This is a genomic window from Achromobacter pulmonis, from assembly GCF_021733725.1.
GTDB lineage: Bacteria > Pseudomonadota > Gammaproteobacteria > Burkholderiales > Burkholderiaceae_B > Achromobacter > Achromobacter pulmonis.
The window spans coordinates 194,220-216,838 of the sequence record NZ_JAIFOT010000001.1; the positions used below are offsets into that span (position 1 = coordinate 194,220).

The window sequence follows — 22,619 nt, forward strand, 5'->3', positions numbered from 1 at the left end:
GAGGCTACTTTGCCCCTTTCCTGGCCGAGCGCTCGGCCTTGGCGGCTTGTTTCACCGCCTGCTTCACCGCCTTCCTGGCCGCCTTCTTGGCCGCGCCCTTGCCGGCTGCCGTGCGTTTGGCGGCCGAGGCCTTGACCTTCTGGCCCTTGCCTGCGGTCGGGCCCGAACGCACCAGTTGGCCGGCCTTCCAGGCCTCGACGTATTCGGTGGCGGCATCGACCATGTACTTGCCGATCCTGGAATAATCGCCGTCGTCCAGGTTGGCCAGCGAAATACGGATGGACCAGGGCGGGCCACCGAAGCCGCCGCCGTCCATCAGCACCACACCGGACTTCTCGGCCAGGCGGAACAGGAAGTCGACCGGTTCGTAATTCGACGTCATGTACTTGCAGAAGGCGTCGCCATATGTGTTCTTGGCCCACACCATGAAGTCCAGTTCTACGTAATACCAGCCGCGCATCGGGTCTTCCGGCGGCAGCGGCACCCCCAGCCCGCGCCACAGCGCATCGCGCCGCGCCCGCACGATCTGCATGGTCAGGTGCTTGTATGCGTCCTTCAGGTCCAGCAGGTGCGACAGCGCGAAAAAGCCCATCTGCACCTGCTGCGGCAGCGACAGCCCGGCGGTGTGGTTCAGCGCCACGTTGCGGCTGTCGGCCACCAGCCGGTCGATGAACTTGAGCTTCTCCGGCTCCATGGTCATGGCGCCATAGCGCTTTTCCAGGCGCTTCTTCCACGACGCCGGCAACTCGGCGATGCGGCGGTCCATGGTGTTCTTCTCATGCGTCGCGATCACGCCCAGGCGCCAGCCGGTGCAGCCGAAGTTCTTCGAGAACGAATACACGCAGATGGTGTTGTGCGGCACCTCGGCCATCAGCGAGCGGAAGTTCGGCACGAAAGTGCCATAGACGTCGTCCGTCACCAGCACCAGGTCCGGGTTCTTGCGAATCAGCCCCACGATCTGCTTCATCTCGATCGGGCTGAAGGCAACCGAGGGCGGGTTGCTGGGGTTGACCGTCACCGCCAGCTTGATCTTCGGGTTCTCGAGCTTGGCGATTTCCGCGGCCGGGTAGTGCCAATCGTGGGTGCCGTCGGCGCGCACGCTGCTGGCATTGATGGCGACGATCTTGAACTGGAAGCGCTCCAGGTGCGCGATCTCGATATACGGCGTGAAGGTCGGCAGGAACAGCGCGATGGTGTCGCCCTGCTTGAGCAGGCCGTTCTGCATCAGCGAATCGAAGATGTAACACATGGCCGCCGTACCGCCCTCCACCGGGAACAGGTCGAACTTGCCCTTGGGCGGACGGCCGTCGCACATTTCCTTGACCAGGTAGTCGTGCAGGATCTGCTCCAGGTGCACCAGCGCGCGCGGCGGCACCGGGTAGTTGTCGCCGATGACGCTATCGGTCAGTTCATGGATCCATTCGTCCGGCACGAAATTCTTGATCTTGACGCCGTACTCCAGCACCCCGGCCAGGAAGTCCGCGCCCGCCGCGCCCTTGTTCTTGGAGAGGAACTTGCGCAGGCGGTCGGCGCAGCCCTTTTTGGGCGGCATGCCCGCCAGGATGCCATCGTCGCGCACCCGGCGCGCTTCCTTCATGGCGAACTGGCCCAGCAGGAAAAAAGCATCGCGCGGCTCGGTGGCGATCCAGTTGGGATTGCCGCGGCCGGCGTTCAACATGGTCAACGCGGCGGTCTGCTGGCTGTCCTTGGCCAGCGTGATCAGGTAGTCCTTCAATTCGAAGGGCGACAACTGCTCCAGATCGCGTTGGCGCGAACGGGTGGTTTTCAGGGCCGAGGCCAGGCTGACAGTGATGGGCGCGGTGGAAGCCATTGTGCGGTACTCCTGGTATGCGATTGACAGACGCTTGCCCGGGAGAGTCCCGGACCGCTGGCCCGCGCACGGCGCGGGCCGATATCCCGCGGGAGGCCATGTTGCCGAAGGGCGGGATCGCCTCCGGAAACACGGCTCCTAGGTCATGAGCATGACGATCACAATGCCCCAGATGATCAGCAGGGTATTGCCGATGGCGTAGGGCACGGTGTAGCCCAGGGCCGGCACCTGGCTCTTGGCGGTCTCGGTGATCTGGCCAATGGCCGCCGTAGTGGTGCGGGCGCCGGCGCAGACGCCCAGCACGATGCCGGGATGAAACTTGAACACATAGCGGGCGATGTACACCCCCAGGATCATCGGCACGCTGGTGGCGATGATGCCGGCGATGAACAGCTTGGCGCCCAATTGCTGGAAACCCTCCACGAAGCCCGGCCCCGAACTGATCCCGACCACCGCCACGAATGCGGTCAGGCCGACCGACGTCAGGAACCAGTGCACCGGCTCCGGCACCCGGCCGAAGGTCGGATGCACCGACCGCAGATAGCCGAAGATCAGGCCGGCGATCAGCGAGCCGCCCGAGGTCGACAGCGTGATGGGAATGCCGCCGACCGTCAGCACCAGCGTGCCGAACAGCCCGCCCAGCAGAATGCCGAACCCCACGAACACCATGTCGGTTTGTTCCGTTGCGCGGTCCACGTAGCCCACCTTACTGACCACGCGCTCGACGTCGCGCTTGGCGCCGAGGATGAACAGGCGGTCGCCACGGTCGAGCTTCAGGCCCCAGTTGACCGGCATCTCGTGCCCGCCGCGCACCACTTTGCGCAGGAACACGCCGCGGCCCAGTTCGCGCACCTGCTCCAGCTCGGCGATTTCCTTGACGGTCTTGCCGGCCAGGTTCTTGTTGGTCAGCACCACCTCGACCACCTCGGCGGGCAGGTTGATCAGGTCGCGGTCCTCGACTTCTGCACCGATGATGCCGGACGCCTGCAACACCAGCGCATCGTGCCGGCCAGCCACGCCCAGCACGTCGCCGGCCTGCAGCACGGTGCTGGAATCGGTATCCATTATCTGGTCGCCGCGACGGATGCGCTCGATGAAGACGCGCGCCTCGACGAAGCGCGATTCGAGTTCCCCCACGGACTTGCCGACGAATTCGGAATGGTCCAGCTTGTAGGCGCGGGAAATGAACTTGCGGTAGCCGGACAGTTCCAGCGAATCGCTGCCGCCGGACATCTTGGCTTCGTACGCCTGGCATTCCTTGACGATGTCCACCCGCATCAGCTTGGGCCCGAGCGAGGCCAGCAGCCAGGCACTGCCGACCGTGCCGAAGATATAGCAGACTGCATAGGCCACCGGAATGCTGTCGATCCATTTCTTCTTCGTGGCCGCGTCGACGCCCAGGCCATTGATGGTGTCGGTCGCCACCCCCATCACCGCGGAAATGGTCTGCGCCCCGGACAGCAGGCCCGCGCCGGTGCCGGCATCGAAACCGAAACCCACGGCTGTGCCCCAGGTGACCAGCAGGCAGATGACACAAATGATGACGGCGAAAAGGACCTGCGGCAGGCCATCGCTTTTCATGCCGCGAAAGAACTGCGGCCCGACGCCATAGCCCAGCCCGAACAGGAACAGGAGGAAAAAGACTTGTTTAACGATCGGGGCGATGGTGATGTCGAGCTGGCCGACCAGCACGCCGACCAGCAAGGTGCCGGTCACCGCCCCCAGATTGAATCCGAATATCTTCTTGGCGCCGACCCAATACCCCAGACCCAGCGTCAGGAAAATCGCAAGCTCCGGATATTTTCGCAGAGTGTCAAAGAACCATTCCATCCCGAATCTCCTTCGTTATGTACAGGTCAAGCACTTGCGCGTATCTCGCTGCGCGCGAAACACATTATCAGAATACTTCGAAAGGTCAAAAGATTTGCTCGATAAATATCAAATAGTTTCGATTGTCAGGCGCGCGGAAATTACCCGAACACGAAAATACCGGGCATGAAAAAGCCCGCGGCTTGACGCGCGCGGGCTCGGAAATAAGACCAGGAAATCGCGGTTTACAGCGCGCTGGTCAATTCAGGCACGACCTGGAACAGATCGCCGACCAGGCCATAATCGGCCACGCCGAAAATCGGCGCTTCGGGATCCTTGTTGATGGCGACGATGACCTTGGAGTCCTTCATGCCGGCCAAATGCTGGATGGCGCCCGAAATACCGACGGCCACGTACAACTGCGGCGCGACGATCTTGCCGGTCTGACCGACCTGCCAGTCGTTAGGCGCATAGCCGGCGTCGACCGCGGCGCGCGAAGCGCCCAGCGCGGCGCCGAGCTTGTCGGCCAGCGGATCCAGGATCTTGAAGTTCTCGGCGCTGCCCAGCCCACGGCCGCCGGACACGACGACGCGGGCGCCGGCCAGTTCCGGACGGTCGCTCTTGGCGACTTCGCGGCCGACGAAGCTGGACAGGCCGGAGTCGGCCACGGCGGCGACGTCTTCCACGGCCGCCGAGCCGCCCTGCGCGGCCACGGCGTCAAAGCCGGTGGTGCGCACGGTGATGACCTTGACCGGATCGGCCGATTGCACGGTGGCGATGGCGTTGCCGGCGTAGATCGGGCGCTGGAAGGTGTCGGCGGATTCCACGCCGATGATGTCGGAGATCTGGGCCACGTCGAGCTTGGCGGCAACGCGCGGGGCGATGTTCTTGCCCGAGGCGGTGGCCGGGAATAGGATGTGGCTGTAGCCCGAGGCCACCGCCAGCACCTGGGCGGCGACGTTCTCGGCCAGGCCGTCGGCCAGCTGCGGCGCGTCGGCCAGCAGCACCTTGGACACGCCAGCGGCCTGCGCGGCCTGATCGGCCACGGCGCGCGCGTTGGCGCCGGCGACCAGCACGTGCACATCGCCTCCGATCTTGGCGGCGGCGGCGACGGCGTTCAGGGTTGCGCCCTTGAGCAGGGCGTTATCGTGTTCGGCAATAACCAGCGTCGTCATTTCAAACCACCTTCGCTTCGTTCTTGAGTTTGTCGACCAGGGCCGCGACATCGGCCACCTTGATGCCGGCCTTGCGGGCGGGCGGCTCGCTGACCTTCAACGTCTTCAGGCGGGGCGCCGGATCGACACCCAGATCTTCGGGGGTGACGGTGTCCAGCTGCTTCTTCTTGGCCTTCATGATGTTGGGCAGCGTGACGTAACGCGGCTCGTTCAGGCGCAGGTCGGTGGTGACGATGGCCGGCAGCTTGAGCGTCAGCGTTTCCAGGCCGCCGTCCACTTCACGCGTGACCGTGACCTTGCCGTCGGCCAGCTCGACCTTGCTGGCGAAGGTGGCTTGCGGCCAGTCCAGCAGCGCGGCCAGCATCTGGCCGGTCTGGTTGGCGTCGTCGTCGATGGCCTGCTTGCCCAGGATCACCAGTTGCGGCTGCTCCTTGTCGACCAGGGCGCGGAGCAGCTTGGCCACGGCCAGCGGCTGCAGTTCGGCGTCGGTCTGCACCAGCACGCCGCGATCGGCGCCGATCGCCATGGCGGTGCGCAGCGTTTCCTGGCATTGCGCAACGCCGCAAGAAACCGCCACGACCTCGGCCACGGCGCCCTTTTCCTTCAGGCGGGTGGCTTCCTCGACGGCGATCTCGTCAAAGGGGTTCATCGACATCTTCACATTGGCGATATCCACGCCGGTCTGATCAGACTTGACGCGCACCTTGACGTTGTAGTCAACGACGCGCTTGACAGGTACCAACACCTTCATCCCGCTGCCTCCAAAATGGAAATAATTACCCGGCAACCGCCGGGATCGCATTGCACAATTTTTTCCTGATTCTACAGCTTCGCCAGCGCCCGTATATGGGCAACGACGCTGCGCCCCAGGGCGGACAGGTTGTAGCCCCCCTCCAGGGTGCTGACGATCCGGCCCTGGCAATGGCGCTCGGCCACGTCCACGAGCTGTTCGGTGATCCATGCATAATCGGCCTCCACCAGCCCCATTTGCCCCATGTCGTCCTCGCGGTGGGCATCGAAGCCGGCCGAAATCAGAATAAGTTCCGGGCGGTGCGCCTCGAGCCGCGGCAGCCAGGTGCCGGTGACGATGGCGCGCACGGCGGCGCCGGCCGTATAGGCCGCCACCGGCACGTTCACCATATTGTCTGCCGGATGCTCGGCGCCGCTGTTGGGGAAGAAAGGATGCTGGAAAATGCTGCACATCAGCACCCGTTCGTCGCCAGCGAAGACATCCTCGGTGCCATTGCCATGGTGGACATCGAAATCGACGATGGCCACCCGCGACAGACCGTGGAAATCAAGGGCGTGGCGCGCCGCGATGGCCACGTTGTTCAGGAAGCAAAAGCCCATGGCCTGTGAACGGCAGGCGTGGTGGCCGGGCGGACGCACCGCGCAAAACGCCGTGCGCGCCTCGCCGCCGATCACCGCGTCCACGGCCGCCACGCCCGCGCCGGCCGCGTACAGAGCCGCCTCGTAGGTGTGGGGATTAATGAGGGTGTCGGGATCTATCGGGTAATACCCGTGGTCTGGCGTATGTTCGCGCAGACTGTCCAGATACTGGACAGTGTGCACCCGCAGCACGTCGTGACGGGACGCCTGCGGCGCCTGCCGGTCGTCCAGATAAGGCATCAGGCCACTGGCGAGCAATTGATCGGAAATGGCGTCCAGCCTCTGCGGGCTCTCCGGATGCCAACTGCCCATTTCATGCAAGCGGCATGCCGGGTGGGTAAGATACATGGTCTCCATAAGGAAGATTATGTTCACCTGTCGGCGATTACTGCAACTCGGCACCTTATCGGCCCTGCTGGCCGGGTGCGCCACCACCGCTCCCACCGCCCCCAACCCGTCCTCCGGCCAGCCTTCGGCGGCCGCCACCGGCACCGCCGCCATCCGTATCGGACCCAGCACGCCGACGCCTGGCGCCGAACCCGCGGACGACGGCCCGGCGGCCCTGACCCCCAGCGGCACCCTGCGGCCCGAGGTGCGCGCCTTCGCCGAGAACCTGGCGGCCGAGCGCGATCTGGCGCTGGCCCCCATGGTCACGGCGCTCGAAGGAGCCCGCTACAACGCCACAGTCGCGCGCCTGATCGCGCCCTCGCCGCCTGGCAAGAAGATCTGGCGCAGCTGGCTGACCTACCGCTCGCGCTTCGTCGAGCCCAAGCGCATCGGCTGGGGCGTGGAGTTCTACAACGCGCATCGCGACCAGCTCAACCAGGCGGCGCAGCGCTTCGGCGTGCCGGCGCCGATCATCGCCTCGATCATCGGCGTTGAAACGCTGTATGGCCGCAATATGGGCAATTTCCGCGTGCTGGACGCCTTGACCACGCTGGCCTTCGATTATCCGGACCCGGCCAAGCCCGAGCGCGCCACCATGTTCCGTGGCCAGTTGGCCGACTTCCTGACGCTGGCGATGAAAGGCAAGCTGGATATGGAAACCCGCGGCTCGTATGCCGGCGCCATCGGCATGCCGCAGTTCATGCCCACCAGCATCCGGCACTACGCAGTGGACGGCGACGACAGCGGCCATATCGACCTGACCAACAACACCCGCGACGCCATCATGTCGGTGGGCAGCTTCCTGTCGCAGCATGGCTGGCAGCGGGGCCTGCCGGTGTTCGCGCCGGTGGCGCTGCCGGCCGACCCCAGCGCGCTGGTCGATGGCGGGCTGGAACCCAAGCAGACCTGGGGCGCGCTCACCGCGGCCGGCGCGCGCCTGCAGCCCGGCGCCTCGGCCAACGGCTGGGGCAGCCAGCCCATGGGCGTCGTCGACCTGGTCGAAGAGGCCCGCGGCACCGCGCAATACCGTGTCGGCACGCCTAACTTCTTCGCCCTGACGAAATACAACCGCAGCTACTTTTACGCCACCGCGGTGGCCGATCTGGCCAGCGAGATCGAAGCGCGCGTCGGCCGCTGAAGGGCCGGGCCCGGAGCGGGTCAACGCCGGATCGACCCGATCCGGGTCGATCCGCTACCACTCAGACCGTGGCCACCGGCGTGGCGGGCGAGCCCACCGCGCCCGGCAGGTTCAGCGGCGGGGCGGTCAGCAGAAAGCGGCTGCGGCCGTTGGCCGTCAGCCAGCGCGCCAATGCGCCCAGATACCACATCTCGCCGATCGGCAGGCCGAGCTTGAAGATGCAGTGGTGGTGCAATGGCAGCGCAGCGCAGCAGGCGTTGGGCTTCTGCGTCGGATAGATTTCCAGCGCGTGGTTGTCCGAGGCCATCGCGGCCACCTGGGAATCGGTGATCCATTGCAGCAGCTTCTCGTCGCTGCCATCCAGCCCGGCGCAGATCTCATGCAGCGTATGGTGATCGGGCTGGCGCTGCTTTTCCAGCAACGCATCGCCGAATTCGGTATGGAACAACACGATGTCGCCCCGCTCGATCTCGATGCGATCGGCTTCGATGATGCGCATCAGGTCGTCGTAGCCCACCGCCCGCTGTTCGCGGCCATAGTGCCGCGCCAGGTCGACCATGACGCCGCGGCTCTGCAGGCAGGATTCGGCCAACTGGGTAATATCCAGCTTCCCGGCATGGGAGGCACCGCCCCGGCCCAGGTCGGTTTTGGCGAAACCGTTGTCGACGTCGTAGTCGACCGGGCCGACCACGTGCTCGTTGGGCCGATAGCCGTTGTAATAGACGCGCTCGGGCAGGCCATCGCCATTGGCATCGAACAGCGCGCCCACGTGCGCCAGCGAATCCCACTGGGTCGAATACTGCAGGCTCATTTCGACAATGTCATCACTCAAGACATCGACGCATCCCGGACGCAGACGGCCCAGCGGAAAATTCAGATACTGGTCGCCATCCCTCTCGGTCGGGCGCAGCTTGGGGGGATGGCGGCGCACGTTGACGCCGTTGCCTCCGGGATAATCCAGCGGCAGCGACAGACAGAAACTCAGTCCCTCGCGGACCTCCTGGATTCCCTTCATCACATTCGCGGGAGTGATGTAATTCAGGCAACCTCTTTGATCGTCAGGGCCGAAGTCACCCCAATTCGATCCCTCGGGACGATTCTTCCATCTCATGCGGCACGACTCCTTGGCAATTGAAAGCAAATTTGACACAAAATTATCATGTATAGGATAATAGCATCATGGATGTGAAAACAGCCGCCCGAGTCCTGGATGTTCTGAACCTCTTCGCCGAGGCGCAGAAGCCCTTGTTGTACAGCGAGATCGCCGCGCAAATGGAGATCCCGCTGTCCAGTTGCCATGGCCTGCTCAAGACCATGGTGGCGCGCGGCTACCTCTATGAGATCGGCAAGAAGCACGGCTATTACCCGACCCAGAAACTGATCCACGTCGCCACCCTGATCTGTCGCAGCGATCCGCTGAACGCGGTGATCGAGCCGGTCCTGGCGCGGGTGCGCGACCTGACCGGCGAGACCGCCTTGCTGGCCAAGCTCGCCGATGACAAGGTGGTGTACCTGATCGTCGCCGAATCCAAGCAGACCATCCGCTTCTCGCACCAGCCAGGCGGCTTCAAGGCGGTCCACGCCACCAGTTCGGGCAAGGCGCTGCTGTCGGTGCTGTCCGACGACGAACGCCAGAAATGGTTCAAGACCTATCCCGGGTTCGCCGCGTACACCGACACCACCCTCACCAGCCAGGCCGCCTTCGACCGCGATCTGCGGGCCGGCGTCCAACGCGGCTGGCAACGCTCGCTGGGCGAAAACGTCGAAGACGTCATGTCCATTTCGCTGGGCTTTCGCGCCTATGAACAACCCTTCGCCATCGTGGTGGCCGGCCCCCTGGGGCGCATGCAGAAAAACGAAGCCACCACTGGACAGCAACTCAACGAGGTCAAGGCGCTGCTACGCGCGGCCCTGCCCTCGGCCAACCTCACCTTTGTAGGAGAAGACAGCAAATGAACAAGCGCACTTTGCTCGCCGCGGCATGCTCGGCGATCGCCATCGGGGCCCTGCCGCTGGCTGGCGCGCAGGCGCAGGACGCCTATCCCGATAAGCCGATCCGCGTGATCATGCCGTGGGCGGCAGGCGGCCCGACCGACGTGGTGGGGCGCGTGATCGCGGTGCGCATGGGTGAGATCCTGGGCCAGCCGCTGGTGATCGAGAGCCGGCCCGGCGCCAGCGGCACCATCGGCGCCGCCCAGGTGGCGCGCTCGCCCGCCGATGGCTACACCGTGCTGATGAATCCCTCGGTGCAGGGCATCTATCCGGCGCAGTTCAAAAGCCTGACGTTCGACCCGATCAAGGACTTCCGCATGGTCGGCGTGCTCGGCACGGTGCCGATGGTGGCGGTGGTGCCGCCCGACTCGAAGTTCAAGAGCTTTGGCGAGCTGATCGCGCAGGCCAAGGCCCAACCGGGTTCGCTGAGCTTCGCCTCGCCGGGCGTGGCCACCCTGCCGCACCTGGCCGGTGAACTCATCAACACCACCACCAAGGCCTCCATCGCGCACGTCGGTTACCGCGGCAGCAGTCCGGCCCTGACCGACGTCGCCGGCGGCCACGTCGACCTGATGTACGCGCCGCTGGCCCCCGCCCTGCCCCTGATCCATAGCGGCAAGGTGCGCCCGATCGCCGTGACCACCAAGAAGCGCCTGGCCGAACTGCCCGACGTCCCGACCATCGCCGAAAGCGGCCTGCCCGGTTTCGATATCGTCACCTGGTACGGCATGTGGGTGCCCAAGGATACGCCCGAGCCCATCATCGCCAAGCTGAACAAGGCCATGATCGAGGCCTCGCAATCGCCCAAAGTGGTCGAGGCGCTGAAGGCCCAGGGCACGCAGCCCAGCACCATGACCTACCAGGAGGCGGAAGCCTTCAACCTGGCCGAAAGCGCCCGCTGGATCAAGGTCATGAAGGACGCCAACATCCAGCCCGAGTAAAGCCTGGCAACGCCTGGCGCCGCATGGCCAGGCAGCAAATGCAACGCCCCACGTCCCGAATGGCATCCGGGAGGTGGGGCGTTTTTCATCGGCGCGGACGCAGGCCCGCGCAAGGCGTCAATTGTTGAAGACGCCCGTCGACAGGTAACGGTCGCCGCGATCGCAGACGATGAAGACGATGGTCGCGTCATTGACGCGCTCGGCTACGCGCAGCGCCGCGACCAAGGCGCCGGCGGACGAGATGCCGCCGAAGATGCCCTCTTCCGCGGCCAGGCGGCGCGCCATGGCTTCGGCATCGGCCTGCTCGATCGATTCGTAGGCATCCACGCGGCTACGGTCGAAGATCTTGGGCAGATAGGCTTCGGGCCATTTGCGGATGCCGGGGATCGACGAACCCTCGGCGGGTTGCGCCCCCACCACCTGTACCGCCGGATTGCGCGATTTCAGGTAGGTGGACACGCCCATGATGGTGCCGGTGGTGCCCATGGCGCTGACGAAGTGCGTGACACGGCCCTCGGTCTGGTTCCAGATCTCCGGACCGGTACTCTCGACGTGGGCGCGCGGATTGTCCGGATTGGCGAACTGGTCCAGCACCACGCCCCGTCCGTCGGCCTGCATTTCGGTCGCCAGGTCACGGGCATATTCCATGCCCCCCTTGTCGGCCGGCGTCAGGATCAGCTCGGCCCCGTAGGCTGTCATGGCGGCGCGCCGCTCCACGGAGAGGTTGTCCGGCATGATCAGGATCATGCGGTAGCCGCGCATGGCCGCCGCCATGGCCAGCGCAATGCCGGTATTGCCACTGGTCGCCTCGATCAGCGTATCGCCGGGCTTGATGTCGCCACGCTCCTCGGCATGCTTGATCATGGACAGCGCCGGCCGGTCCTTGACCGAACCGGCGGGATTGTTGCCTTCCAGCTTGGCCAGAATGACATTGCCCCGCGCCGCGCCAGCGGCTCCGGGAATGCGCTGCAGGCGCACCAGCGGCGTATTGCCGACGGTCTGCTCGATAGTGGGATAGGTAGTAGTCATGCCGCCGATCATAACCCCGCCCGGCGCCGGCCGCCGCCAAAAGCCGCGCTCGCGCCAGGGGCTCAGCAGGCGCCTGCCCCCGGGGCCGCCGGGAAGCCGGCCGCTCCTGGCAGCGACCGGCGCGCGGCGCGGCCCGGCGGGCACGGGATCAGGGGCGCGGCCGGACCGACGCCTTGCCTGCCGGCCCCCCGCCCGCCTTGGCCGCCGCGCCGCCGGCCACGGCGCCCTTGGCCGCCGCGGTGCCGCCCCCCGCTACGCTCGCGGCGGGTCGGGCAATGGCCGGCTTCGCCGCCCCGCCCGCGTCCTTGGCGCCGCCCACCGTCAGGCCGGCGGCACCAAGGGCTTCGGCCTTCTTCGGACTGATGCCGCGCACCCGCTCGGCCAGGTCCTCCAGCGACTCGAACCGACCGGCGCGCTCGCGTTCGCTGACGATGGTCTGCGCCGTGCGCGGCCCGATGCCACGGATGCCTTCGAGTTGCTGCGCGGTGGCGTCATTCAGGTCGAGGGCCTGCGCTGGCGCGTGCGCGACGCCGGCCGCCAGCAAGGCCAGGCCCAGCGCCTGCCGCAAGCCGGACGGCCCGCGCCCGGCGGCGGCGGCGCGCGTGCGGCGCCAAGGCAACGCCGGCAGGCGGCGGGCGATGGTGGAATGCAGGAAGGGATTCATGAACAGGTCTCCGGAAAATGGCGGCGCAACGGCTGTCGCGCCACCTCCTGATCATGGTCCGTCCAGCCCTGCCGGCGGGTACGCGGTGAATGGTTTCATCCACCCCGGCAATCACGTAGACGAAAAAAAGCCGCCTGGCGCGGCGGCATCTCAAGCGCAGTCCGGACAGCCGCCCGCAAACGGCGGGCGGCCCGGCGGCTACTTGCGGGCGCGCCAGTAGCGCACGTATTCGGACACGCCGGTCTGCACGTCGCGCATGGGCGCGGTGAAACCCGCCGCGCGCAGGCGGCTGACGTCGGCCTGGGTGTAGCTCTGGTAGCGGCCTTTCAGGTCGTCGGGGAACGGGATGTAGCGGATCAGGTCCAGTTCCACCAGTTGCGCCAGCGTCAATTGCGCTTCGCCGCGCTCGGCGCGCAGCGCGTTGACCACCGCCGCCGCGACGTCATTGAAGGGCTGCGCGCGGCCGGTACCGCAATTGAAGATGCCCGACTGTTCCGGATGGTCGAGGAAATGCAGGTTCACCGCCACCACGTCCTCCACCGAAATGAAGTCGCGGCTCTGGCCACCGTCCACATAGCCATCCCAACCGGCGAACAGGCGCACGTGGCCGTGCTCCAGGAACTGGTTCATGTTGTGAAAGGCCACCGAGGCCATGCGGCCCTTGTGCTGCTCGTGCGGGCCGTAGACGTTGAAGTAGCGCAAGCCCACCACCTGCGCGGTGAGGCTGTCCATGCGCTGGCGCAGCACCTGGTCGAACAACAGCTTCGAATAGCCGTAGACGTTCAGCGGGCCTTCGTTGGCGGGGTCCTCCACGTAGACCGACGAGCCGCCGTAGACCGCGGCCGACGAGGCATACAGGAACGGAATGCGGCGCGCCTGGCAGAACTCGAACAATTCCAGCGTGACGCGGTAGTTGTTGTCGAGCATGTAGCGGCCATTGCGCTCGGTGGTGTCCGAGCAGGCGCCCTGGTGCAGCACCGCGCGGATCTCCGGCAGGCTGCCGTCGGCGACACGGCGACGGAAGTCGTCCTTGTCCATGTAGTCGGCGATTGCGCAGTCGACCAGGTTGACGAACTTGTCGCCTTCGGTCAAGTCATCGACCGCGATGATGTCCTTGATGCCGCGGCGATTGAGGCCGCGCACCAGGTTGCTGCCAATGAAGCCCGCGGCTCCGGTAACGATGATCATGAGAGTTCTCCTGCGAGTTCGGCGGCGGTGACGACGGACGTGCCCAGCTTGCCCACGGCAATGCCGCCGGCCCGGTTGGCCCAGCCCATGGCATCCTTCCAGGGCAGGTCGATGGCGCGCGAGACGGCCAGCGTCGCCAGCACGGTATCGCCGGCACCGGACACGTCGAACACTTCGTGCGCCTGAGCATCGATGTGCTCGCGGCCCGCGTCGGTAAACAACGTCATGCCTTGCTCGGAACGCGTCACCAGCAAGGCCTCGAGATCCAGGTCGGCGCGCAGGCGCTGCGCGCGATCGGTCAATTCGGATTCGGAATTCCAGCGGCCCACGGCCTGCTGCATCTCGGAACGGTTGGGGGTGACCAGGGTGGCGCCGCGGTAACGGGTGTAGTCGTCGCCCTTGGGATCGACCAGCACCGGGATGCCGGCGCGGCGGGCTTGCGCGATCAGCCCTTCGACCCGGGTCAGCACGCCCTTGGCGTAGTCGGACAGCACCACGATGTCATGGTTGGCCAGGTGGCGCGCCAGGGCGGCATCGATGCTGTCGAGCGCCTCCTGGGCCGGATGCTGCTCGAAGTCGACACGCAGCAGTTGCTGCTGGCGGCCCAGCACGCGCATCTTGAGCGTGGTGTGCAGACTGCGGTCGGTGATCAGGTCGGCGTGGATGCCGGCCTCGGAGGCCAGGCGGCGCACGCTGTCACCGGCCTCGTCCTCGCCCAGCACGCCTACCAGGGTGACATGCCCCCCCAGCGCGGCGACGTTGCGCGCCACGTTGGCGGCGCCTCCCAGGCGATCCTCGCGGCGCGCGACACGCACCACCGGCACCGGCGCTTCGGGAGAGATGCGTTCCACCTCGCCGAACCAATAGCGGTCCAGCATGACATCGCCCACCACGAGCACGCGGCTATGCGAGACGGGTTCGACGGGAAATTGGCTCATTCAAGTTCTTCCAGACGGCGCGGCGCATAGGTCTCCCAGGCATTGCAGCCCGGACATTGCCAATAGAAGCGGCGCGCTTGAAAACCGCAGCTCCGGCACGCGTAGCGGTCCAGACGTTGCGTATGCTTGTGGATCAGGCTGCGCAGCAGCGTGAGGTCGGCCCCCGGCACGGGGCCCTGTTCGGTGGCGCCTTCGGCGTTGGCCAGTTCGGCCTCCAGCAGACGGTCCAGGCCGAGCAGCGAGGGATGGCTGCGCAAAGCGCCACGGGCGAACGCCCAGGCCGGCGCCGAACCCTGCTGGACGCGCAGTTCGCGGAAGACCACGTTGAACAGGTCGAGCGAGGCGTGGCGCATGTACTGGCGCTGCAGCAGTTCCAGCCCGGCTTCGGCCTGGGCGGCGGCGCGGTAGTTGGCCAGGAGCTGCTCGGCCACCAGGCCGGCGTATTCGGGCGCGTCGGTCATGACCGACTCCAGGTACAAGCGCTCGCGCTTGGGGTCCTGCTCCAACAGCGCCAGGCGCGCGCGCAGCATCGCGGTACGCACCATGGCGCCCTTGCCCGCCGCGCCCGCATCGGCGGTGGCCAGGGCGTGATCGGCGGCATCCAGGGCGGCATGCGCCGCATCGGCGTTGGGCGGCTTGGCCGCCAGCGCCGTCGCGGCCTGTTCGCAGTAGTAGTGCACGATCTGCGGCACCGGCTCGTCGACCAGGCCATGCAACGTCTTGACGGCCTCGATGGCGCGCGGCCAGTCGTGCTCGGATTCATAGATACGGATCAGCGAGCGCAGCGCCGGCAAGGCGTAGCGGGTGTCCTTGAGCTGCTCGAAGCCGCTTTCGGCGCGATCCAGCATGCCGGCCTTGAGGAAGTCCTGCGCCAGTTCGTGCTGGGCATGCTCGCGCTCGGCGGCGGGCAGGTCGGAACGGTTCAGCAGGCTCTGGTGCACCCGGATGGCGCGTTCCATTTCGCCACGGCGCCGGAACAGGCTGCCCAGCGCGAAGTGCAGCTCGGTGGTTTCCGGGTCGAGCTTGGCCACTTCGACGAAGGCGTCAATGGCGCGGTCGGGCTGCTCGTTGAGCAGGAAGTTCAATCCCCGGAAATAGGAATCGGGCAGGCTGCGGGTTTCCCGCAGCATCTGCCGGATGTCGAAGCGCGCGGCCAGCCAGCCGAGCGCGAACAACACCGGCACGAAAATCAACCACCAAGGTTCAAAATCCACTGTGCGGGCTCTTGCGTTGATTCAATACGGAAAAGGCGGCGTGCGGATGGCGCGGCGCCATCACAGCGGCGACATCGGGGCGACCGCTTCCGGCGGCACCGCCGGCGTGGTGCCGTTGACGGCAGCCTGCACGCGGTCGAGTTCGCGGCGCAGGCGGATGGCCTCGCGACGGCGACGCATGGCGGCGGGCACGGTCAGCAGCAGGCCGAACAGGGCGCCGACCACGAACACAACCAGCATGACGACGATCAGCGGCACATCCTGCACCACGTAATCGGCATAGAACTTCACGGCGACGGGATCGGTGTTCTTCAACGCGAACATCAATACCGCCACGAACACGAGCAATCGCAGGGCCCAGACAAGGTAGCGCATGACGCATGCTCCTAAGAATTCGAGAGGGACAATTGTAAGCGACCTCCACACCTCGTGTATCGGCCTTGCGCGGCCCGCTTTGACAGCCGCCCCGCTTTTTTACGGAACGCCCAAAAACAAAGCCCCTTGATTGCTCAAGGGGCTTTGCTCGCGGTCCGATCCGCCCGGAAGCGGCTTGCTGGCCGTGCCATCAATGCATGGCATGCAGACTCGCCAAGGACGGCATCGATTCGCTCGATCCGGAGGATTGAGCGTCCTCGTCGTTGCCGCCGACCAAGTCCACCCGCTCACGCAATTCCTTGCCCGCCTTGAAGTGCGGCACCTGTTTGCCAGGCACCAGCACTTGTTCGCCGGATTTCGGGTTGCGGCCGATGCGGGGAGACCGCTGCGACAGCGAGAAGCTGCCAAAACCGCGGATCTCGATGCGCTGGCCCGAGGCCAGGGCCTGGGTCATCGCATCGAGCACGGTCTTGACCGCGTAATCGGTGTCGCGGGCGGCCAGCTGAGGATAGCGGGCCGCCAAGGCGGCGATCAGCTCCGACTTGGTCACGAATTAACCGTCGTTGCGCTGTTGGTCCAGCTTGGCCTTCAGCAGCGCGCCGAGGTTGGTGGTGCCGGACGAAGCGCTGGCGTCGGACATGCGCTGGATCGTTTCGGCGGTTTCGGCGTTGTCGCGGGCCTTGATCGACAGCTGGATCGAACGCGTCTTGCGGTCGATGTTGACGATCATGGCTTCGATGTTCTCGCCGGCGGTCAGCACGGTGGTGGCATCTTCGACGCGGCCCGAGGAGATCTCGGAGGCGCGCAGGTAGCCTTCGACGTCCACGGACAGCGTCACGACGGCGCCCTTGGCTTCGACCGACTTGATGGTGCCCGGAACCACGGCGCCCTTGTCGAACGTGGCAACGAAGTTGTTGAAGGGATCGCCTTCCAGCTGCTTGATGCCCAGCGAGATGCGTTCCTTGTCGGTATCGATGCCCAGAACCACGGCTTCGATCTCGTCGCCCTTCTTGAAGTTGCGCACGGCTTCTTCGCCGGTTTCCGTCCACGACAGGTCGGACAGGTGAACCAGGCCGTCGATGCCGCCGGGCAGGCCGACGAACACGCCGAAGTCGGTGATCGACTTGATGGCGCCGCGGACCTTGTCACCACGCTTGAAGTTGGTGGCGAACTCTTCCCACGGGTTCTGGCGGCACTGCTTCATGCCCAGCGAGATGCGACGACGGTCTTCGTCGATTTCCAGGACCATGACTTCGACTTCTTCGCCCAGGGTCACGACCTTGCGCGGATCGACGTTCTTGTTGGTCCAGTCCATTTCGGAGACGTGCACCAGGCCTTCGATGCCGGCTTCGACTTCAACGAACGCGCCGTAGTCGGTCAGGTTGGTGACCTTGCCGAACAGGCGGGTGCCTTGCGGGTAGCGGCGAGCCAGGCCCACCCACGGATCTTCGCCGAGCTGCTTGACGCCCAGCGAGACGCGGCTCTTTTCCTGGTCGAACTTGAGGACCTTGGCTTCGACTTCCTGACCCACTTGCAGGACTTCGGAGGGGTGACGCACGCGGCGCCAGGCCATGTCGGTGATGTGCAGCAGGCCGTCGATGCCGCCCAGGTCCACGAACGCGCCGTAGTCGGTGATGTTCTTGACCACGCCCTTGACCACCGCACCTTCGTGCAGGGTTTCGAGCAGCTTCTGGCGCTCTTCGCCCATGCTGGCTTCCAGCACCTGGCGACGCGACAGCACGACGTTGTTGCGCTTGCGATCAAGCTTGATGACCTTGAATTCGAGGGTCTTGCCTTCGTACGGGGTGGTGTCCTTGACCGGACGCAGATCCACCAGCGAACCCGGCAGGAACGCGCGGATGCCGTTGGTCATGACGGTCAGGCCGCCCTTCACCTTGCCGGTGATGGTGCCGGTGACCAGTTCGCCGTTTTCCAGGGCCTTTTCCAGTTGCAGCCAGGCCGACAGGCGCTTGGCGCGGTCACGCGACAGGATGGTGTCGCCGTAGCCGTTTTCCAGGGAATCGATGGCCACCGAGACGAAATCGCCGGGTTGCACTTCGAGCTCGCCCTGGTCATTCAGGAACTCTTCCAGGGGGATCAGCGCTTCGGACTTCAGGCCGGCGTTGACGACGACGAAGTTGTGGTCGACGCGCACGACTTCGGCGCTGATGACCTCGCCGGACTTCATGTCCTGGCTCTTGAGGCTCTGGGCGAAAAGGTCGGCGAAACTTTCGCCGCCGGTGGCGGTAGTGGAAACGGAAGACATGGGGTTGAAATCCATTGGGCCGAAATGGCCGTTAAAAACACACCGCAGCGGATTGCCCGCCACAGTGGAGTCAAAATACCTGTCTGCCGGTTTGCCCTTGCGGGGTGTCCCGTGGGGGTGTCGCCTGGCCAAAGACAGGGCCTAAAAAAAGAAAATCGAAAAACGCGAGGATTGCCTGGCTTTGCCAGCAAGCCGGACTTGCGCCAGGCTTTCCGTCAGGTGATTCCTATCGGGGGATCGCCTGCCAAAAATCCAGTATTGCCTGCACGGTTTCCGCAATCGTCAGGTTCGACGAATCCAGCACGTGTGCATCCGCTGCGGGAGCCAGAGGCGCCGTGGCGCGCTGCGTATCACGGGCATCCCGCTCGCGCATGTCCCGCAAAAGGTCGTCTAGATTAGCAGAAATTCCCTTTTCGATCAACTGCTTACGCCGCCTCTCGGCCCGCGCGACCACATCGGCCACCAGGAACACTTTCAGGGACGCATCAGGAAACACCACCGTGCCCATATCGCGGCCGTCCGCCACCAGCCCTGGCGCCAGGCGGAACGCGCGCTGGCGCTCCAGCAACGCCTGCCGCACACCGGGGAAGGCCGCCACGCGGGAAGCGAAATTACCCACTTCCTCGCGGCGGATTTCGTGGCCGACGTCGGCGCCTTCCAGGTAGACGTGGGGACCGTCGAAGCGCACATCCAGGGTTTCGGCCACCCGTGCCACCGCGGGCTCGTCGGCGGCATCCACGTCGCGATTGAGCGCCGCCAGCGCGGTCAAGCGATACAGCGCGCCGCTATCCAGCACCGCCCAGCCCAGCGCCTTGGCGACGCGGTGGGCCACGGTGCCCTTGCCCGAAGCGGTGGGACCGTCGATGGTGATGACGGGAGCGGGAGTCGAATCTGTCGAAGTCATGTCGGGAAATTGAGCGCGAGCCCGTGGCCGCTAGGCCGATACCAGGCCAGCGTAGACGTCAAAGTAACCCGGGAAGGTCTTGCTGACACACCCCGGATCGAGAATCCGTACCGCCGCCGGGCTGAATGCGGCCAGCGAGAAGCACATCGCCATGCGGTGATCGTCCCAGGTGCCGATGTGCGCATCGCGCCAGGCGCCGTCGGCCGGCGGCGTGACGCGCAGCCAATCCGGCCCCGATTCCACCCGCGCGCCCAGCTTCTCCAGCTCGGTCTGCATGGCGTGGATGCGGTCGGTTTCCTTGACGCGCCAACTACCGATGTTGCGCAGTCGGCACGGGCCGTCGGCGTACAGCGCGAGCGCGGCGGCGGTCATCGCGGCGTCGGGGATCAGGTTGAAATCGGTATCGAAGGCCTTCAGGCGGCCACCCTCTGCCACGCGCACGCCGCTCACTTCGATCCAGCCGTCGCCGTAAGTCACGGTCGCGCCCATGGCGGCCAGGGTGTCGGTGAATTTCACGTCGCCCTGGATGCTGTCGGCGCCCACGCCGGTGACCCGCAACGGGCCGCCGCCAATCGCCCCCAGCGCCAGGAAGTACGAGGCGGTGGACGCATCGCCCTCGACCGCGATCCGCCCCGGGCTGCGGTAGCGCGCGCCACCCGCGATGGTGAAACGGCTCCAGCCGTCACGCTGCACGGCGACGCCGAAGCGCGCCATCAGGTTCAGCGTGATCTCGATGTACGGCTTGGAGATCAGTTCGCCCAGCACCTCGATCACTACCGGCTGGCCGCTCTGGCCGGCCTGCAGCGGCGCGGCCATCAGCAACGCGGTCAGGAACTGGCTGGAGACCGAGCCCTGCACCTGCGTCACGGCCGGCGTGGCGATCTCGCCGCGGCCGATATGCAGCGGCGGGTAGCCGGGCTGCCCCAGGTAGTCGATACGGGCGCCGAGCGCCTTGAGCGCATCGACCAGGTCGCCGATGGGACGCTCGTGCATGCGCGGCACGCCCGACAGACGGTAGTCGCCGCCCATCAGCGCCAGCGCCGCAGTCAGCGGCCGGATGGCGGTGCCGGCGTTGCCCATGAACAGGTCGGCGCTGTCGACCGGAAAGCGGCTCACGCCGCGCACGGTGACGCGGCCCTCGGCCAGTTCGGACACGGCCACGCCCAGTTGGCGCAAGGCGGCCAGCATGACACGCGTGTCATCGGAATCCAGCAGGCCGGTAATCACGGTCTCGCCGTCAGCGATGGCCGCCAGCAGCAACACCCGGTTGGAAATGCTCTTGGAGCCGGGCAAGGCCATGACGCCCTGCGCGCGCCGCACCTGCGGCAGATCCAGGAAAGGCGAAGCGCCCATGTCGGTTACTCCTTGCGCCAGTTGCGGCGCGCCTGCGCCGCCGTGTCCAGCAGCGCCAGCAAGGCCGCGCCATCGCCGCCGTCGATCGCGCGCTCGGCCCGATCCAGCACGGCGCGCACGGCCGCCAGCTCGGCCAGCACGGCGTCGCGGTTGGATAGAAAGATATCGCGCCACATCTCGGGCGAACCCGCCGCGATGCGAGTGAAGTCGCGGAAACCGCTGCCAGCCAGCGCCAGCCGGGTGGCGGCGTCATCCGCGGTGGCAACCTGCTCCATGTACGCCGAAGACAGCAGGTGCGGCAGATGGCTGACCGAGGCCAGCACCCGGTCATGCGCGCCGGCGTCCATGTCGATCACGTGCGCGCCACAGGCGCGCCACGCATCGCGCACCAGGGCAACGGCGGCGGCGGTGTTCTCGGCCAGCGGCGTCAGGATGGCGCAACGCCCCTGATACAGGCCGGCATCGGCGGCCTCGGGGCCGGTGCGCTCGGCGCCGGCGATGGGGTGGCCCGGCACGAACTGGCCGATGCGCGCACCCAGCGCCAGACGGGCGGCATCGACCACTTCGGCCTTGGTACTGCCGCCATCGGTCAGCAACGTGGCCTCGCGCAGGTGCGGCAGCATGCGCGCCAGCACGTCCTTCAGCCCGCCCACTGGCGTGGCCAGGAACACCAGGTCGGCGCGGGCGGCGGCGTCTTCGGCGCTGACGGCTTCGTCGATCAGGCCGAGTTCCACCGCGCGCGCCAGCGAGGCGGCATTGCGTCCCACGCCCAGCACCCGCCCCACCTGCCCTGCCCGGCGCAGCGCCGCGGCGAAAGAGCCGCCGATCAAGCCCACGCCAACGACGGCCAGCACAGGAATCAGGGGGCCAGCGGCCCCCTGTTCCGGCTTGAAGGAAGCGCCGCTCATTCGGACAGGATGGCGGTCAGCGCGTCGATGAAACGGGCGTTCTCCTGCGGCAGGCCGATGGACACGCGCAGCCACTCGGGCAAGCCATCGCCGGCCACCGGCCGCACGATCACGCCACGCTTGAGCAGCGCCAGGTTGATGCGCGGCGCATCGCCCACGTGCACCAGCACGAAATTGCCGTAGCTGGGCACGTAGCGCAACTTGAGGCGATCAAAGGCTTCGCACAGTTGCGCCTTGCCCGTCTTGTTGGAGGTGTAGGCCTGTTCCAGGTAAGCGGCATCGCCCAGCGCGGCCACGGCGGCGGCCTGCGCCAGCGTGTTGACGTTGAACGGCTGGCGCACGCGGTTGAGCAGGTCGGTCAGCGCCGGCTGCGCCACCGCGAAGCCCACCCGCAGGCCCGCCAGGCCATAAGCCTTGGAGAAGGTGCGCGAAACGATCAGGTTGGGATAGCGGCGTACCAGCGCGGTGCTGTCGAAACGGAACTCCGGGTCGAGGTACTCGTTGTAGGCTTCGTCCAGCACCACGGTGACGCGGTCGCCGTGGGCGGCATGCACGCGCTCCAGGAACGCGGCCACCTGCTCGCCCGGCACGAAGGTGCCGGTGGGGTTGTTGGGATTGGCGATGAACAGCAGGCGCGTGTCGTCGGCGATGGCGTCGAACATGGCGTCCAGGTCATGGCCGTAGTCCTTGGCCGGCACCACGATGTGGCGCGCCCCGCGGGCCTGCGTGGCCAGGCGGTAGACCGCAAACGAATGCTCGGCATAGACCGCCGAGGCCCCCGGCTCCAGCAAAGCCAGCGCGGCGATTTCCAGGATGTCGTTGGAGCCGTTGCCCAGCGTGATCCAGTTCATCGGCACGTCGTAGCGCGCCGCCAGCGCGGCCTTCAGGTCGAAGCCGTTGGGATCGGGATAGCGCGCCAGCGACTCGGCCGCCGCCAGCATGGCCGCGCGCGCCGACGCGGGCATGCCCAGCGGGTTTTCATTGGACGCCAGCTTGACGATGCTGGCCGGATCCAATCCGAACTCGCGGGCGAGCTCTTCGATCGGCTTGCCGGCCTGGTACGGGGCGATGGCGCTGACGTGCGCGGGAGCGGCGAGAGGCTTGGAGGTATTGGTCAT

General features: G+C 66.3%; 21 protein-coding genes. 3 read left to right on the forward strand and 18 right to left on the reverse strand.

Annotated elements, in window-relative coordinates; all coding sequences use genetic code 11:
• Positions 1-4: 4 nt before the first annotated feature.
• The 5 genes from K2W61_RS00960 to K2W61_RS00980 all read right to left on the reverse strand — a co-directional run bounded on the left by K2W61_RS00960 (position 5) and on the right by K2W61_RS00980 (position 6,561).
• Positions 5-1,831, reverse strand: a complete 1,827-nt coding sequence (locus K2W61_RS00960; RefSeq protein ID WP_175132424.1) for a bifunctional aspartate transaminase/aspartate 4-decarboxylase — start codon at positions 1,829-1,831, stop codon at positions 5-7.
• A gap of 138 nt (positions 1,832-1,969) precedes the next feature.
• Positions 1,970-3,661, reverse strand: coding sequence for an aspartate-alanine antiporter (gene aspT / locus K2W61_RS00965; RefSeq protein WP_175132423.1), 1,692 nt, complete (start codon positions 3,659-3,661; stop codon positions 1,970-1,972).
• Between the two features lie 224 nt (positions 3,662-3,885).
• Entirely contained in the window at positions 3,886-4,815 is a 930-nt protein-coding gene (locus K2W61_RS00970) for an electron transfer flavoprotein subunit alpha/FixB family protein (RefSeq protein ID WP_236754953.1), read from the reverse strand.
• Position 4,816: 1 nt separating this feature from the next.
• Entirely contained in the window at positions 4,817-5,566 is a 750-nt protein-coding gene (locus K2W61_RS00975) for an electron transfer flavoprotein subunit beta/FixA family protein (RefSeq protein ID WP_175132421.1), read from the reverse strand.
• A 71-nt stretch (positions 5,567-5,637) separates the two neighbouring features.
• Entirely contained in the window at positions 5,638-6,561 is a 924-nt protein-coding gene (locus K2W61_RS00980; protein ID WP_236754954.1) for a histone deacetylase family protein, read from the reverse strand.
• Positions 6,562-6,571: 10 nt separating this feature from the next.
• Here K2W61_RS00980 and mltB point away from each other — a divergent pair, with 10 nt between their 5' ends.
• Entirely contained in the window at positions 6,572-7,729 is a 1,158-nt protein-coding gene (gene mltB, locus K2W61_RS00985) for a lytic murein transglycosylase B (RefSeq protein ID WP_175140802.1), read from the forward strand.
• Between the two features lie 61 nt (positions 7,730-7,790).
• Here the strand turns inward: mltB and K2W61_RS00990 are convergent, their stop codons facing one another.
• Positions 7,791-8,840, reverse strand: coding sequence for a cyclase family protein (locus K2W61_RS00990; protein WP_175140801.1), 1,050 nt, complete (start codon positions 8,838-8,840; stop codon positions 7,791-7,793).
• 68 nt (positions 8,841-8,908) lie between these two features.
• Here K2W61_RS00990 and K2W61_RS00995 point away from each other — a divergent pair, with 68 nt between their 5' ends.
• The gene (locus K2W61_RS00995; protein WP_175140800.1) at positions 8,909-9,685 is read left to right on the forward strand and encodes an IclR family transcriptional regulator; all 777 of its coding nucleotides are present in this window, start codon (positions 8,909-8,911) and stop codon (positions 9,683-9,685) included.
• Positions 9,682-10,662 (forward strand): Bug family tripartite tricarboxylate transporter substrate binding protein, encoded by a 981-nt coding sequence (locus K2W61_RS01000; RefSeq protein ID WP_175132417.1) that lies wholly within the window; start codon positions 9,682-9,684, stop codon positions 10,660-10,662. Before K2W61_RS00995 ends, K2W61_RS01000 begins: the two co-directional genes overlap by 4 nt.
• Positions 10,663-10,779: 117 nt before the next feature.
• On the opposite strand, the gene cysM is transcribed toward K2W61_RS01000, so the two are convergent.
• The 12 genes from cysM to hisC all read right to left on the reverse strand — a co-directional run bounded on the left by cysM (position 10,780) and on the right by hisC (position 22,619).
• Complete coding sequence (gene cysM, locus K2W61_RS01005) at positions 10,780-11,691, reverse strand: cysteine synthase CysM (RefSeq protein WP_236754955.1); 912 nt, start codon at positions 11,689-11,691, stop codon at positions 10,780-10,782.
• Between the two features lie 148 nt (positions 11,692-11,839).
• Entirely contained in the window at positions 11,840-12,355 is a 516-nt protein-coding gene (locus K2W61_RS01010; protein WP_175140798.1) for a ComEA family DNA-binding protein, read from the reverse strand.
• A gap of 198 nt (positions 12,356-12,553) precedes the next feature.
• On the reverse strand, positions 12,554-13,543 hold the full coding sequence (gene rfaD / locus K2W61_RS01015) for an ADP-glyceromanno-heptose 6-epimerase (protein ID WP_175134951.1): 990 nt from the start codon (positions 13,541-13,543) through the stop codon (positions 12,554-12,556).
• The gene (rfaE1, locus tag K2W61_RS01020) at positions 13,540-14,481 is read right to left on the reverse strand and encodes a D-glycero-beta-D-manno-heptose-7-phosphate kinase (RefSeq protein WP_175134950.1); all 942 of its coding nucleotides are present in this window, start codon (positions 14,479-14,481) and stop codon (positions 13,540-13,542) included. Before rfaE1 ends, rfaD begins: the two co-directional genes overlap by 4 nt.
• Positions 14,478-15,695, reverse strand: a complete 1,218-nt coding sequence (gene lapB / locus K2W61_RS01025; RefSeq protein ID WP_175134949.1) for a lipopolysaccharide assembly protein LapB — start codon at positions 15,693-15,695, stop codon at positions 14,478-14,480. Before lapB ends, rfaE1 begins: the two co-directional genes overlap by 4 nt.
• Positions 15,696-15,755: 60 nt before the next feature.
• Complete coding sequence (locus K2W61_RS01030; protein WP_006388264.1) at positions 15,756-16,070, reverse strand: lipopolysaccharide assembly protein LapA domain-containing protein; 315 nt, start codon at positions 16,068-16,070, stop codon at positions 15,756-15,758.
• Between the two features lie 190 nt (positions 16,071-16,260).
• Positions 16,261-16,620 (reverse strand): integration host factor subunit beta, encoded by a 360-nt coding sequence (locus tag K2W61_RS01035; RefSeq protein WP_175134948.1) that lies wholly within the window; start codon positions 16,618-16,620, stop codon positions 16,261-16,263.
• A 3-nt stretch (positions 16,621-16,623) separates the two neighbouring features.
• A complete protein-coding gene (gene rpsA / locus K2W61_RS01040; protein WP_026382780.1) occupies positions 16,624-18,336 on the reverse strand; it encodes a 30S ribosomal protein S1 in 1,713 nt (570 codons plus the stop codon).
• A gap of 226 nt (positions 18,337-18,562) precedes the next feature.
• Complete coding sequence (gene cmk, locus K2W61_RS01045; RefSeq protein WP_236754956.1) at positions 18,563-19,240, reverse strand: (d)CMP kinase; 678 nt, start codon at positions 19,238-19,240, stop codon at positions 18,563-18,565.
• A 30-nt stretch (positions 19,241-19,270) separates the two neighbouring features.
• Positions 19,271-20,593: a 3-phosphoshikimate 1-carboxyvinyltransferase gene (aroA, locus tag K2W61_RS01050; protein WP_175134945.1), complete on the reverse strand. Its 1,323-nt coding sequence runs from the start codon at positions 20,591-20,593 to the stop codon at positions 19,271-19,273.
• A gap of 5 nt (positions 20,594-20,598) precedes the next feature.
• Positions 20,599-21,501, reverse strand: coding sequence for a prephenate dehydrogenase (locus K2W61_RS01055; RefSeq protein ID WP_175140795.1), 903 nt, complete (start codon positions 21,499-21,501; stop codon positions 20,599-20,601).
• Positions 21,498-22,619, reverse strand: a complete 1,122-nt coding sequence (gene hisC / locus K2W61_RS01060; RefSeq protein WP_175134943.1) for a histidinol-phosphate transaminase — start codon at positions 22,617-22,619, stop codon at positions 21,498-21,500. The genes K2W61_RS01055 and hisC overlap by 4 nt, the downstream gene beginning before the upstream one ends.